Source organism: Mesorhizobium sp. CA7, from assembly GCF_020165015.1.
Lineage (GTDB): Bacteria > Pseudomonadota > Alphaproteobacteria > Rhizobiales > Rhizobiaceae > Mesorhizobium.
The window spans coordinates 465,075-479,278 of the sequence record NZ_JAIUHH010000004.1 but is presented as its reverse complement, the minus strand read 5'-3'; the positions used below and the strand labels follow the sequence as shown (position 1 = coordinate 479,278).

At 62.2% G+C, this 14,204-nt stretch carries 13 protein-coding genes and 1 pseudogene; 7 read left to right on the top strand and 7 right to left on the bottom strand.

What is annotated here, in order from left to right; all coding sequences use genetic code 11:
* Positions 1-36: 36 nt before the first annotated feature.
* The 4 genes and pseudogenes from LB552_RS12370 to LB552_RS12355 all read right to left on the bottom strand — a co-directional run.
* Positions 37-387: pseudogene (locus tag LB552_RS12370) on the bottom strand (four helix bundle protein); the annotation flags it as partial.
* Positions 388-441: 54 nt separating this feature from the next.
* Positions 442-1,878 (bottom strand): glutamine synthetase family protein, encoded by a 1,437-nt coding sequence (locus tag LB552_RS12365; protein WP_411965913.1) that lies wholly within the window; start codon positions 1,876-1,878, stop codon positions 442-444.
* A gap of 78 nt (positions 1,879-1,956) precedes the next feature.
* Positions 1,957-2,931 (bottom strand): ATP-grasp fold amidoligase family protein, encoded by a 975-nt coding sequence (locus tag LB552_RS12360; RefSeq protein ID WP_224605929.1) that lies wholly within the window; start codon positions 2,929-2,931, stop codon positions 1,957-1,959.
* 11 nt (positions 2,932-2,942) lie between these two features.
* Entirely contained in the window at positions 2,943-3,755 is an 813-nt protein-coding gene (locus LB552_RS12355; RefSeq protein ID WP_224605927.1) for a class I SAM-dependent methyltransferase, read from the bottom strand.
* 87 nt (positions 3,756-3,842) lie between these two features.
* On the opposite strand from LB552_RS12355, the gene LB552_RS12350 reads away from it, so the two are divergent.
* Complete coding sequence (locus tag LB552_RS12350) at positions 3,843-4,550, top strand: HAD family hydrolase (protein WP_224605974.1); 708 nt, start codon at positions 3,843-3,845, stop codon at positions 4,548-4,550.
* Here LB552_RS12350 and LB552_RS12345 read toward each other — a convergent pair.
* The 3 genes from LB552_RS12345 to aceA all read right to left on the bottom strand — a co-directional run bounded on the left by LB552_RS12345 (position 4,531) and on the right by aceA (position 6,819).
* Positions 4,531-5,007: a response regulator gene (locus LB552_RS12345; protein ID WP_224605925.1), complete on the bottom strand. Its 477-nt coding sequence runs from the start codon at positions 5,005-5,007 to the stop codon at positions 4,531-4,533. The genes LB552_RS12350 and LB552_RS12345 overlap by 20 nt on opposite strands.
* Before the next feature lie 225 nt (positions 5,008-5,232).
* Positions 5,233-5,475: a hypothetical protein gene (locus LB552_RS12340; RefSeq protein WP_027168360.1), complete on the bottom strand. Its 243-nt coding sequence runs from the start codon at positions 5,473-5,475 to the stop codon at positions 5,233-5,235.
* A gap of 54 nt (positions 5,476-5,529) precedes the next feature.
* Positions 5,530-6,819, bottom strand: a complete 1,290-nt coding sequence (aceA, locus tag LB552_RS12335) for an isocitrate lyase (RefSeq protein ID WP_224605922.1) — start codon at positions 6,817-6,819, stop codon at positions 5,530-5,532.
* A 252-nt stretch (positions 6,820-7,071) separates the two neighbouring features.
* Between aceA and LB552_RS12330 the strand changes: the two genes are divergently transcribed.
* The 6 genes from LB552_RS12330 (at position 7,072) to LB552_RS12305 (ending at position 14,179) form a co-directional block, all read left to right on the top strand.
* Positions 7,072-8,514, top strand: a complete 1,443-nt coding sequence (locus LB552_RS12330) for a short-chain fatty acyl-CoA regulator family protein (RefSeq protein WP_224605920.1) — start codon at positions 7,072-7,074, stop codon at positions 8,512-8,514.
* Positions 8,515-8,681: 167 nt separating this feature from the next.
* Entirely contained in the window at positions 8,682-9,632 is a 951-nt protein-coding gene (locus LB552_RS12325) for a DMT family transporter (RefSeq protein WP_224605971.1), read from the top strand.
* Between the two features lie 442 nt (positions 9,633-10,074).
* The gene (locus LB552_RS12320; RefSeq protein ID WP_224605916.1) at positions 10,075-11,172 is read left to right on the top strand and encodes a polyamine ABC transporter substrate-binding protein; all 1,098 of its coding nucleotides are present in this window, start codon (positions 10,075-10,077) and stop codon (positions 11,170-11,172) included.
* Positions 11,173-11,252: 80 nt separating this feature from the next.
* A complete protein-coding gene (locus LB552_RS12315) occupies positions 11,253-12,392 on the top strand; it encodes an ABC transporter ATP-binding protein (protein WP_224605913.1) in 1,140 nt (379 codons plus the stop codon).
* 9 nt (positions 12,393-12,401) lie between these two features.
* A complete protein-coding gene (locus LB552_RS12310; protein WP_224605896.1) occupies positions 12,402-13,364 on the top strand; it encodes an ABC transporter permease subunit in 963 nt (320 codons plus the stop codon).
* Positions 13,361-14,179, top strand: a complete 819-nt coding sequence (locus LB552_RS12305) for an ABC transporter permease (protein ID WP_224605893.1) — start codon at positions 13,361-13,363, stop codon at positions 14,177-14,179. Before LB552_RS12310 ends, LB552_RS12305 begins: the two co-directional genes overlap by 4 nt.
* Positions 14,180-14,204 lie beyond the last annotated feature (25 nt).

Below are 14,204 nucleotides of genomic sequence, written 5' to 3'. Positions count from 1 at the left end.
GAGTAGGGGAGTAGGGGAGTAGGGGAGTAGGGATAGCTAGTCGGCTGCCAATTTTCGAATCAAAAGTCGAAGAAGCTTGCCGACACTTTCGGTGCTGGCCAGCAGTGTGGCCGTCGTTTGTTGTGATGCGATACCGGTACGTTCCGCGATCAGAAGCTGAGTTTCCAATTCCTTCAGCGATCCTTGAGCAATGCGAAGAAACTGCTGATAGGAACCTCGAATCTCTCTGCCGTAACCCTCCGCTATGTTTGAGGGCACTGAAGTTGCGGAGCGGCGCACTTGGCTGGTAAGTCCATAGAGCTCGTCCTTCGGCCAGGATCTCGTCGCGCTGTAGACCGACACAGCCAAATCCATCGCCTGCTGCCAGACCACTAAATCCTTGTAGGAGCCTGTTTTTCAGCCACCGCCCCTACTCCCCTACTCCCCTACTCCCCTACTCCCCTAAACATTCAGCAACAAATACTCCCGCTCCCACGGGCTGATCACTTCCATGAAGGTTTCGAACTCGGCCCGCTTGATCGCTGCGTAAGTGGCGGCGAAGGATGTGCCGAGGATAATGCCGAGCTCCTTGTCGGCCTCGAATAAATCGACCGCTTCCAGCAAGCTGCGCGGCAGGTCGATCTCGTCGGCATTGGCCGTGGTCAGAACCGGCGGTTCAGCTTTGATCTTTCTGGTCATGCCGATCAGCCCGCAGGCAAGCGACGCGGCAAGCGCCAGATAAGGGTTGGCGTCGGAAGACGGGATCCGGTTTTCGACGCGCCGTGCTGCCGGATCGGAGCGCGGCACGCGGAAGGCGGTGGTTCGGTTATCGTAGCCCCATTTGTTGTTGACCGGAGCCGAGGCCTGCTGCGTCAGCCGGCGGTAGGAATTGACGTAGGGCGCGAACATCACCAGCGCGTTCGGCACGTGCTTCTGCATGCCGCCGATGAAATGGAAGAAGGCGTCCGTCTCGGAGCCGTCCTCGGCCGAGAAGATGTTCTTGCCGGTCTTCTTGTCGATGACCGACTGGTGGATATGCATGGCCGAGCCCGGCTGCCCCTGGATCGGCTTGGCCATGAAGGTGGCGTAGATCTCATGCTTCAGCGCCGCCTCGCGAATGGTGCGCTTGAACATGAAAACCTGGTCGGCGAGCTCGATCGGATTGCCGTGTCGCAGATTGATCTCGAGCTGGCCGGCGCCTTCCTCATGGATCAGCGTGTCGATCTCCAGGCCCTGACGTTCCGAGAAATGGTAGATGTCGTCGATCAGTTCGTCGAACTCGTTGACGCCGGCGATCGAATAGCCGGCGCCGCCGCCGATCGGCCGGCCCGAGCGCCCGACCGGCGGCGTCAGCGGATAGTCCGGGTCGGGATTCTTGCGCACCAGATAGAATTCGATCTCGGGCGCCACCACCGGCTTCAGGCCGCGCTCGTCATAGGCGGCAAGCACGCGCTTCAGCACATTGCGCGGCGTGAACTCGACCGAGCGGCCGTCCTGGTGGACGAGGTCGCAAATCACTGCCGCCGTCGGATCTTCTTCCCAGGGCACAGCCGTCAGCGTTGAAAGATCGGGCAAAAGCTTTAGGTCGCCGTCGTCCTCGGGATAGTGGAAGCCGTTGCCGTCCTCGGGATAGCCGCCCGAGATCGTCGTCATGAACACGGCCGAAGGCAGCGCCAGCGAGGTGTTGGAGGTGAATTTCTTCGACGGCATCATCTTGCCGCGGGCGACGCCCGCCTGGTCGGGCGTGATGCACTCGATGTCCTCGATGCCGCGCCATTCGAGCCAGGCGCTGGCTTCCTTCCAGTTCTTCACGCCGCGTTCGTTTTTCAGGAATGCAGGCGTGCGGGCGCGTCCCCCCCGGCTCGACGGACGGACTTCCTTTTTTTCAGGCGGCATCATTCACCAGATTGTGTTGCGGATTTCGAACTATAGCCGGGCGCAACGGGGAAAGGGAAGGGGAGGCGCCGGACGGCTTGCTCAGGGAGCCGCTCTTTGCGAACCGGGCTGCAGCCTCTGCCGGTCGTTTGCGTCGAGCCATCGCAACAGCGCCGCCGCATAGACTTTGCGCCAACCTCGCTGGGGCGTCGATAGGAACCAGGCCTGGCGTATGTCCCAGCTATCGCAGGCCAGATCGCGCAGCTTGGTGTTGATGATGCCTTTTCCTGACAGCGGGTAGACCGAGAACTCGGAAAAATAGATTTCGCCGTCGATCTCGTAGAAGTCGCAGCGCATGTGATCGAACGGTGCCGTCAGCCGCTCCGCTATCTCGCGCATCCGCAGAAACGATGGCGGCAGATCGATCTTCACCCATTGGCTGCCGCTGCCCGGCGGCACGGGTGCGTGATTGCCGTCGCGGTCGAAATGACTTTTCAACTCGTTGCCCCATCTGTCCCGCCGTGCGGCGTAGACGTAAGCCGTCTTCCCGTTCGAGATATGAAATTTATACTCCAGCGGGACCGGCACATCGTCCTCGAGAAGCATTTCCTCGACGAAGATGAGCCGTCTCGCGCCCTTGTAGGCCCATTCACCGAATTTCCTGCCGTAGCGATTGCGCATCCAGCGCGCCGTTTGCCGCCGCAGCTTCGGCCTGTCCACCTCGCCGTTGCGGATTATCATGTTCCAGCGGCAGCCATGATTGGCCTTCACCACGACATTTCCGGCAAGCAGCGCCGGCGGGATCTGCGTGGCGTCGCGGCCGCTCCACAACACTTTCGCGGTTTTGAGTTCCGGGCATGTTGACAGGGCGTAGTCCTTGGACGCCAGCTTGTCGCATGCCGTGGCATAGACGGGATTATGGTCGAAGATCTTCCGCCACAAGAACTTGTCGACGTAAGACCTCGGCCTGGCCGGGTCGGGAAAGACGCCGCTGTGGTCATAGGTTCTTTTCCAGATCAGCGGATGGCGAAGCAGGCACCATGCCAAGGTTGCGGCCAGGACCGCGCGATCGGCCATGCCCGCTGCCATTAGCCTGCGCTTCCGCGCCCGACGGCGCCAGGCCGGAAGCGGACGAACACATCACGGGTCATGTTGCGCGATACGCGGGTGCGGCCGACCACTTCCAGCCGCGGGTCGAGCGTCTCTTCCGCGCGCTCCGACCACAAGCGGGCCAACGAATACGGTTCCCATAGAACGAGCTGGAGATCGGGTGGGGCCGTGTCTGCGACGCGCGACACGACAGCTGCTTTGGGCGAGACCATGCTGGCGATATAGACAAGCTGGGCGGCGCGATAGTCATAGTCGCGCCCGTTGCGGAATTCGGCGCGCATTCGGACGTAGCCGAGTTTGGCTGCCAGAATATTCGCTGTCTCGACCGCTTCCGGCACAATATCCAGCCCGACGATCTCGGGAACCGGTGTCTGATCGCAGATACGGAACATGGTGAACGGGCGGCCGCCGCAGCCGACCATCACGGCGCGCGTGCACCGGCTGAAGTCGACATGCTCGAAGACCTCATCCAGGCGCTTGTAGGCGTCTTTCGAGGACATGACGCCGATGGTCGTTTCCTCCGCCGCTATCTGCCCGAACGAGGTTGGATGCTTCAGCTCCAGCATCTGCCTTATTTCGGCGACGTCTTGCGCATGAACCATTTCGATGAAGGCTCGCGTAAGCATGGGTCGGTAGGCAAACAGTTCCGGGTGGCTGTCTAGCAGCGCTTCGCCCGCCTCATGGCCCATGGCGACGCCAATATCGCGGATGCCGTTGATTAGTTCCGTTGGCGTGCGCTCACGAGCGCTCGCCATGAAGCCTTCCAGCTCGTCTTTCCACGAATTCAGCATGCACCCCCGCTTTGCCGATCTCCGGCTAGAGCTAGCAGTGCCCGGCGAACGCGTCTACACCGCGTTCCGAAGGAGGATGACGTGACAATATCCGCTCTTACCACGATCGGTTTCGATGCCGACGACACGTTGTGGCAGAACGAGCAGTTCTTCCGCATGACTGAGAAGCGCTTTGCCGCAATGCTGGCGGAGCACGGAGACCACGACCAAATCGCGGCAAGACTGCTCGAGGCGGAAAGGCTCAATCTCGCCCTCTACGGCTTCGGCATCAAGGGCTTTACCTTGTCGATGATCGAGACAGCGGTCGAGGTTACCGGCGGGGAGGTGCCTGGTTCGATCATCGGCGAGATACTGGCTGCCGGCCGCGAGATGCTCAGCCACCCGATCGAGCCGCTGCCGCACGCGCGCGAGACGATCGAGAAGCTGGCGGGTTCCTACCATCTGGTGCTGATCACCAAGGGCGACCTCTTCGATCAGGAGCGCAAGCTTGCGCAGTCGGGAATGGGTGACCTTTTCGACGCAGTTGAGATCGTCAGCGACAAGAGCACCGCCACCTATGCCCGCATCTTCAGCCGCCATGGCCGCGGTCCGCAGAACAGCATGATGGTTGGCAATTCCCTTAAGTCCGACGTGATTCCCGCCATCGAGGCCGGCAGTTGGGGCATCCATGTGCCGCACGAATTGACCTGGGCGATCGAACAGGCCGAGGCCCCTGTCGCGGCGCCGCGTTTCCGTCAGATTGCAGATCTTGGCGAGTTGCCGAGCCTTGTCGAGGCTATCGCAAAGGCCGAGTGAACGCTCGAGCCTTGCCGCGCCCGACCAGGCGATCGACCACCGGTTGCAGCCGCTCGGGCGTGATCGGCTTGGCAACCACCGCATCGACCACGCTTGACAGGCCGAGGCTTTCCGGTGTGCCATTCCTGGTTGAAAGCAGGATCACCGCGGGCAGCGGCTTGCCGGAGGCGCGCCGCAGCGCGTCGATGGCCGACATCAGCCGGTCGCAATCCATGTTGTCCGGTCCGCCGTCCAGGATGACGGCGCCGGGCAGTTGACCGGTCAGTGTCTTCTCGGCGATCTCGGGCGGCTCCGAAATCGGCTTCAGTCCCGATTTCTCGACGATTTTCGACACTACAACCCGGTTGATCGACGATTTTCCGACGACGAGCACCTTTGAAAAGTCAGCCGTGATCGCGCCGGTCCGGGCCGCCGACTTCAGGTGCTTTTCGGAGTCGTCACGATTGGCGGGACACATCGGCGGGCTGGGCACTCTGGTTCAATGCAGGGTTGAAACCTGAGGCACAATTGGGTGAGATCGCGGCCGCTGTCAAGCTGAAACAGTCGAGATCCGAAATATAGCAAGAAATTCTGGAATTCAGCGCAAGTCGTACGCCCGGCGACGAAGGCAAATCGAAAAAATGCGGTAGTCTCCCGAGCGTATAGCGCGCGGGAGACTATCGCCGAGACTGTTGACGTTACGTCAAGTGTGACTCTGCTGGGTAACGATCACCGGGATCAAAAGGTCTCCCCAGTTGCCGTCGCCGCCATGGTGCCTGGCCGAACGCACCAGCTCCACCGAGACGCCGGCCTCGACTGCCTTCATGACCGATTGGTTGAGCCTGTGCAGATCGTTGGCGAGCATGCGGATCGTCGCCTGCTGGTCGACGCTCATCGCGCTCGATTGCTCTTCTGCCCTTTCCTTGACGCGGCTTATCGATGCCATCGCTCTTCTCCTCGCTGTAGATGCCCTGCGGGCGTTGCCTCTGGTCGTTATCAGTTACTCGGCCGCCGGCCTGAACTGGGCGTGCTCGGTCGATTCATGCATGGCGGTGGTCGAGGACTGGCCGCCGGTGATCGCCATCGACACGGCGTCGAAATAGCCGGTGCCGACCTCTCGCTGGTGCTTGGTCGCGGTATAGCCGCGAGCCTCGGCCGCGAACTCGGCCTCCTGCAGTTCCGAATAGGCGGCCATCTGACGGTCCTTGTAGCCGCGCGCCAGCTCGAACATGCCGAAGTTCAACTGGTGGAAGCCGGCGAGCGTGATGAACTGGAACTTGTAGCCCATCGCGCCGAGCTCCTTCTGGAACTTCGCAATCGTCGCGTCGTCGAGGTTCTTTTTCCAGTTGAAGGACGGCGAGCAATTGTAGGCGAGCAGCTTGCCCGGATGGTGCTTGCGCACGCCCTCGGCGAATTTTCTGGCCTGCGCCAGATCCGGCTTCGAGGTCTCGCACCAGATCAGGTCGGCATGCGGCGCATAGGCCACGGCGCGCGCGATGCAAGGCTCGATGCCGTTCCTGACATTGTAGAAGCCCTCGACCGTTCGGCCGGCGTCGTAGTCGACGAAAGGTCTGTCGCGCTCGTCGATATCGGAGGTCAAAAGCTTCGCCGCCTCTGCGTCCGTGCGGGCCACGACCAGCGTCGGCGTGCCCATCACGTCGGCTGCAAGGCGCGCCGCGTTGAGGTTGCGGATATGCGCCGCGGTCGGGATCAGAACCTTGCCGCCGAGATGGCCGCACTTCTTTTCCGACGCCAGCTGGTCCTCATAGTGGACGCCCGCGGCGCCCGCCTCGATGAACGCCTTCATGATCTCGAAGGCGTTGAGCGGGCCGCCGAAGCCGGCTTCCGCGTCGGCCACGATCGGCGCGAACCAGGTCTCGACCGACAGCCCCTTGCCCTCGGACGTCTCGATCTGGTCGGCGCGCTGCAAAGTGCGATTGATGCGCTTGACCAGTTCCGGCGCCGCATTGGCCGGGTAAAGCGACTGGTCTGGGTACATCGCCGAGGCGGTGTTGGCATCGGCCGCCACCTGCCAGCCCGAGAGATAGATCGCCTTCAGGCCGGCCCGAACCTGCTGCATGGCCTGGTTGCCCGACATCGCGCCCAGCGCATTGACGAAATCCTCCTCGTGGATGAGCTTCCACAGCCGGTTCGCACCCATCTCGGCCAGCGTCTGGCGAATCTGCACGGAGCCGCGCAACCGCTTCACATCCTCCGGCAAGTAGGGGCGCTCGATGCCGTCGAAACGGCCTTCCGGCGCGGAGGGGACGAGGTTGTAAAAATCGGTCATTGGTCACTCCGGATCGTTTGGGAACTGCGTCAGCGCTGCATCGCAAAGGCATGTTCTGCGACGTCTTGCGTATGACATTCTTTACATTGCAGCGCGAAAGGCACCTAGAAAAACTGGCAACTCCCGCGGAAAATAAAGGAAAAGCTGTGTTGCCATTGACAGTCCACCTCTGTAAATTTGTCACGATTGTAAAAGCGGCGAAGCGCGCACCGCACTCGACGTTCATGTAAATTCTTGTCAAGGATGGCAGGGATGGCCGACCAGAAGATCTTCGCCGGGCCGCGGCTGCGCCGGCTGCGCAACGCCAGGAGCCTGACCCAGACGGCGATGGCCGAAGGGCTGGGCATCTCGCCTTCCTATCTCAACCTGATCGAGCGCAACCAGCGGCCGCTGACGGTGCAGCTCATTCTCAAGCTCGCCTCCGTCTACAAGGTCGATCCGCACGAACTGCAGGGCGAGACAAAAGGTTCGATCGCGGCATTGCGCGAGGCCTTCAGCGATCCGCTTCTTGCCGGCGAGCTGCCCGGCGATCAGGAACTGATCGATCTTGCCGAGACGGCGCCGAATGCCTCGGCGGCGATGGTGAAGCTCTTTCGCGCCTATCGCGAGCAGGCCGAGCGCCTGTCCGATCTCAACCAGCTTCTGGCCAAGGAGGGCAGGGCAACCGCGCTGTCCGGCGCGCGCCTGCCTGCCGACGAAGTCCACGAAGTGTTCGAGCGCCGGCCGAACCACTTCGCTTCTCTGGAGGAGGAGGCGGAGGCTTTCACATCGGTCCTCGAGCCCGGTGATGATCTGTTCGGCGCGCTCAAAGCCTGGCTGAGGCGCGAGCACGGCATCGTCGTCAAGGTGCTGCCGGTCGCCACCATGCCCAACTGGCGCCGCCGCTACGATCGCCATTCGCAGCGTCTCTTCCTGTCCGAGCGGCTGTCGCCTTTCGACCAATTGCGCGAAGTCGCGATGGAGGCGAGCCTCATACGCATGTCGGTAGCCATCGCGGCTGAGATCCAGGCGCTGAAGCTCGGTACCGACGAGGCCCGCCGGCTCGCTCGCTTCGAGCTCGGCCGCTATGCCGCGCATGCGCTAATGATGCCCTATCAGGCTTTCCATGCCGCCGCCGTTCGCGGCCGTTACGACATCGACGTCCTGCGTTCCCGTTTCGGCGTCTCCTTCGAGCAGGCGGCCAATCGACTGACCATGCTGCAGCGGCCGGGCGCGGCGAGCGTGCCGTTCTTCATGCTGGAAGTCGACAATGCCGGAAACCGCTTCCGCAAGGCCGGCAGCCAGGGCTATCCGCAGAGCCGCTTCGGCGGCGGCTGCCCCAAGCTTCCCGTCCATGCGGCGTTCTCGCAGCCCGGCCAGATCCTCGTCGAAGCGGTCGAGATGCCGGACGGCGCCGAATTCCTCTGCATCGCCCGCACGCTGGAAGGTCCGCAGGGCGCCTTCTCCGAACGGCCGCGCCGCACCGCGCTCCTGCTAGGCTGCGACATCGGTTTTCGCGACGATATCGTCTATGGCGCGGCGTTGCCGGCCGCAGCCGCCGGCAAGCCCGGGCAAGGCTTTGCTACGCCGGTAGGCCCCGCCTGCAGGCTTTGCGAGCGCGTCGGCTGCCTGGCGCGCGCCGAGCCGCCGGTGACACGCCCGCTCGGCCTCGACGAGATGGTGACGGGCCTCAGCGCCTTCGATTTTCAAGGATGACATCGGCGGATGTGTCCTAAGTCTCGCCGGGTGCTGGATCACGCCGAGCCGGCGTCTTTGCGCTACGCGATTGAGGCATAATTCTTTCTGGGGCACAGTTCTGTCGTCTAAAACACAAGTCTTGTTGTCCTTGCTGCATCGAACGCAACCCGCTGACAGTCATGTCCATGACCGATACCGCCTCGCCCCGCGCCGCCTTGCCAGCCGTCTCGCCGCGCGAGGAGCGGATCGGCATGCTCCTGGTCTTCCTTTCGGCGCTTATGTGGAGCTTCGGCGGCGCCATCGCCCGTTTCATCCATGTCGGCGACAGCTGGACCGTGGTGCTTTGGCGTTCGCTGTGGGCCGTGGCCTTTCTGATCGCCTTCATGCTGTGGCGCGACGGCTCGCGCGGCACCCTGAAGCTCTTTCGACACATGGGACTGCCAGGCCTTGGCGTCGCCTTCTGCTTCGCCACCGCTTCGACCAGCTTCGTGGTGGCGCTTGCCTACACCACGGTCGCCAACATCCTCCTGATGCAGGCCGGCGTGCCGCTGCTTGCGGCGCTCCTTGCCTGGCTGCTGTTTCGCGAACGGGTCGCTCCGGCCACCTGGATCGCGATCGCCGCCGTCATCGCCGGCGTCGCCATCATGGTTTCCGAATCCCTGGGCGGCGCCGTCTCGCCGATCGGCGACGGCCTAGCGCTGCTGATCGCGGTGATGTTTTCGCTCGCGACCGTGATCACCCGGCGCTTTGCCCATGTGCGCATGGTGCCGGCCACCTGTCTCGGCGCGCTGCTTGCCGGTGCGTTCGCCGCTTCCCAAGCCTCGGCATTCGCGGTCTCGGCGCGGGACATGGGCTTCCTCTTCGCCTTTGGCGTCATCAACCTTGGCGTCGGCCTCGCCTTTTTCGCCATGGGCGCGCGGCTGGTGCCGGCGGCGATCGCGGCGCTGCTCGGCACCTTCGAGCCGATCCTTGGGCCGATCTGGGTCTGGCTTGTCCATTCCGAAGTGCCGTCGGTGCGCACCATCATCGGCGGTGCGGTCGTCGTCACGGCACTGCTCGTCCACATCGGTCTGGAGTTCAAGCGACAGGCGCGGCCTGCACGTCCCGGCGTAACCGGCCTGCCGTCGCCCAATTGACGTTAATGCATGTCGCCCAAAAGTGCGCAGCGGTTTTGGGAGAGCGACATGCATCAAAACAAAGACTTAAAGCGCTTCGCCTGAATCCCTTTCAGCGTGACGCGCTTTAGGCAGCCTTCCCCCATTGACAACCCAGTTGCCGGGCGGGCAGGCTGCAACTACGGCAACAACAAGACAGGCGTATCTTGCCAAGTGTCTCCGCCGGCCCGCTCAGGACCGGACTGCATCGTCATAGCTCTCAATACGCCACGGTGAATGCCGTTGACGCCGCCCGGGTGCCTCGCCGGGGAGGCCAAAATGTCTCGAACCCTGATGCCGTTACCGAGCCTTGCGTGGAGAGTTCACGCTTGTCGCTCTCCGGAAAGCTCAATACTCTCAAACCAAAGCCGCCCCGCCATATCGCGACGAGCCGGCAAGGGAACACCCACCAAAGGAGAACACCATGATCCGCAAAGCGCTTTGGCTTTCGGCGACGTCGGCATTTCTGACGCTTTTCACAATAAGCGGCCACGCCGAAGACCGCGTCGTCAACGTCTACAACTGGTCGGACTATATCGATAGCTCGATCATCGACGACTTCACCAAGAAGACCGGCATCAAGGTCGTTTATGACACCTTCGATTCCAACGAGATCCTGGAGACGAAACTGCTTGCCGGCGGCAGTGGTTATGACGTCGTCGTGCCGAGCGCCAACTTCCTGGCGCGCCAGATCCAGGCAGGCGTGTTCCAGAAGCTCGACAAGTCGAAGCTGCCCAACATCTCCAACATGTGGGATGTCATTTCCGAGCGTACCGCCAAATACGATCCGGGCAACGAATATTCGGTCAACTACATGTGGGGCACGGTCGGCCTCGGCTATAACGTCAAGAAGGTGCAGGCCGCGCTCGGCACCGACAAGATCGACAGCTGGGACGTCTTCTTCAATCCCGACAAGCTGGCCAAGCTGAAGGATTGCGGCGTCTATGTGCTGGACTCTCCCACCGACATCATTCCCGCGGCGCTTAAATATCTCGGCCTCGATCCCAACAGCACCTCTCCCGATGACATCTCCAAGGCCGAGGAGGCGTTGCTGAAGGTGCGGCCCTATGTCCGCAAGTTCCATTCGTCCGAATACATCAACGCCTTGGCCAATGGCGACATCTGCCTCGCGATCGGCTGGTCGGGCGACGTCTTCCAGGCGCGCAACCGCGCCGTGGAAGCCAAGCAGGGCGTCGAGATCGGCTATTCGGTGCCCAAGGAAGGCGCCGAGATGTGGTTCGACCAGATGGCGATCCCCGCGGACGCCCCGCATGTCGCCGAGGGGCTTGAGTTCATCAACTACATGATGACGCCCGAAGTCATCGCCAAATCGTCGAATTACGTGCTCTACGCCAACGGCAACAAAGCCTCGCAGCAGTTCATCGACAAGGCGATCCTGGAGGATCCTGCGGTCTATCCGGACGAAGAGACGATGAAGAAGCTGTACACGGTTGCGCCATACGATCCCAAGACACAGCGCATCATCACGCGCACCTGGACCAAGATCGTCACCGGCCAGTAAGCATAGAGACACGACCCCGGCAGCCAACTGCCGGGGTCGTATTCTTTTGGGGAATTTAAGAAAGTAACGGAGTGGGGACCATGAAATCGCTTGGCAGCATCCGCAGGGATTTCTCGCCTTGGAACGACCCGAACGCCAAGCCTTATATCCAGTTTGACAAGGTGACCAAGAAGTTCGGCGATTTCACCGCCGTCAACAACCTGTCGCTGACCATCTTCGAGCGCGAATTCTTCGCCCTGCTCGGCGCGTCCGGCTGCGGCAAGTCGACCCTGCTCAGGATGCTCGCCGGCTTCGAGGAGCCGTCGGCGGGCCGCATCCTCCTCGACGGACAGGATTTGCGCGGCATCCCGCCCTACAAGCGGCCGGTCAACATGATGTTCCAGTCCTACGCGCTGTTCCCGCATATGACGGTGGAAAAGAACATCGCCTTCGGCCTCAAGCAGGAGGGCATGCCTGGACCCGATATCGAAAAGCGCGTGGCCGAGATGCTGAAGCTCGTCAAGCTCGAGCAGTTCGCCAAGCGCAAGCCGCACCAGCTCTCGGGCGGCCAGCGCCAGCGCGTGGCGCTTGCCCGCTCGGTCGCCAAGCGCCCGAAGGTTCTGCTCCTCGACGAGCCGCTCGGCGCTTTGGACAAGAAGCTGCGCGAGGAAACGCAGTTCGAGCTGATGGACCTGCAGCAGGAGCTCGGCCTCACCTTCGTCGTCGTCACCCACGACCAGGAGGAGGCCATGACCATGGCCGACCGCATCGCCATCATGGACAAGGGCGAGGTGATGCAGGTCGCGACGCCTGCCGAGATCTACGAGGCGCCGGCCTCGCGCTTCGTTGCGCATTTCGTCGGCAATGTGAACATGTTCGAAGGCAAGGTTGCTGAACATATGATAAGCACCACGCGCATCACCGGCGCGACAGGAGCGCAGATCGTCGTCGACAATGGCAGCAACGCCGCTGCCGGCTCCGACATCGTCTTCGCGATCCGGCCGGAGAAGATCAAGGTCTCCTCGAAAAAGCCGGCCGATGCCGTCAACGCGCTCGAAGGCGAGGTCTACGACGTCGCCTATCTCGGCGACATGACCGTCTATCATATCAAGCTTGACGACGGCCAGATGGTGCGGGCAAGCGCGTTGAACGCCTCGCGCATCACCGAGGATCCGCTCACCTGGAACGATCGCGCCTGGGTCTCCTTCCGGCCCGATGCCGGCGTCGTGTTGACCAGGTAGGAGGCTGAGATGACGGATATCGCAGCGACCGCCGCCCGATCAACCGAAACCGCAACACTGCCGGCGAGGCTGGCGACAGGCTTCGTCAACCGCCTGGTCATCATCGTCCCCTATCTCTGGCTGCTGTTCTTCTTCCTTGTTCCCTTCGTCATCGTGTTCAAGATCTCGCTGTCTCAAACGGCGATCTCGATGCCCCCTTATACGCCGGTGCTCGGCTTCAAGGACGGCTTTTCGGGATTTTTCGCCGCCGTCCGCGAGCTCAACTTCAATAACTACACCTGGCTCACTCAGGACGCGCTCTATTTCAACGCCTATGTGACGAGCCTGGTCATCGCGGGAATCTCGACGATACTCACACTGATCGTCGGCTATCCGATCGCTTATGGCATGGCGCGGGCGCCAGCCACGATCCGCCCGACCTTGCTGATGCTGGTGATCCTGCCCTTCTGGACCTCGTTCCTGATCCGCGTCTATGCCTGGATCGGCATCCTGAAACCCGAGGGCCTGCTCAATCAGGTTCTGCTCGCCACCGGCTTGATCAGCGAGCCGCTGGTAATCCTCAACACCTACACAGCCATCTTTATTGGTATCGTCTATTCCTACCTGCCCTTCATGGTGCTGCCGCTCTATTCCTCGCTGGAGAAGATGGACTATTCGCTGATCGAGGCCGCGCAGGACCTCGGCTGTCCGCCGACCGGCGCCTTCTGGAAGATCACCTTCCCGCTGTCGCTGCCAGGCGTTGTCGCCGGCTGCCTGCTGGTGTTCATCCCGGCCGTCGGCGAGTTCGTCATCCCCGACCTTCTCGGCGGCTCGCAGACGCTGATGATTGGCAAGACGCTCTGGAACGAGTTCTTCTCCAACCGCGACTGGCCGGTCTCGTCGGCGGTGGCCGTCATCCTGCTGCTGGTGCTGACTATCCCGATTATGTTCTTTCAGCAGGCTCAGGCCAAGGCACAGGAGCAGGGCAGATGAACTCGACCTGGAGCCGCTTCAACATCGCCTCGATCGTGCTGGGCTTTGCCTTCCTCTATCTGCCGATCGTGCTTCTGATCGTCTTTTCCTTCAACGAGTCCAAGCTCGTCACCGTCTGGGGCGGCTTTTCTACCAAATGGTACGTGTCGCTGTTCCACAATCAGGGCCTGATGGACGCCACCTGGGTAACGGCGCGCGTCGGCGTCATCTCCGCAACCGTCGCCACCGTGCTGGGCACGCTCGCCGCCATCACGCTGACGCGCTACACGCGCTTCAAGGGACGTGTGCTCTTCTCGGGCATGGTCTTCGCGCCGCTGGTCATGCCGGAAGTCATAACGGGCCTCTCGCTGCTCTTGCTCTTCGTCGCCGTCGGGCTCGACCGCGGTTTCGTCACGGTGACGCTCGCCCACATCACCTTCACCATGTGCTTCGTCGCCGTCGTCGTGCAGTCGCGGCTGGTCACGTTCGACCGCTCGCTGGAGGAGGCGGCGATGGATCTCGGCGCGCCGCCGGTAAAGACCTTCTTCCAGATCACCTTGCCGGTCATCCTGCCGGCGATCATCTCCGGCTGGATGCTGGCGTTCACGCTCTCGCTGGACGATCTGGTCATCGCGAGCTTCACCTCGGGTCCCGGCGCCACCACGCTGCCGATGAAGATCTACAGCCAGGTGCGCCTCGGCGTGACGCCCGAGATCAACGCCGCCTGCACCATCCTGATCGCGGTGGTGGCGGTCGGCGTCATCATCGCCTCGATCGCCAACAAGCGGCGCGAGATCCAGCGCCAGCTCGACGAGCAGGCCGCGCAGCGCGGTTGAGCGTGACGAGAAGCGGGGACGCTTT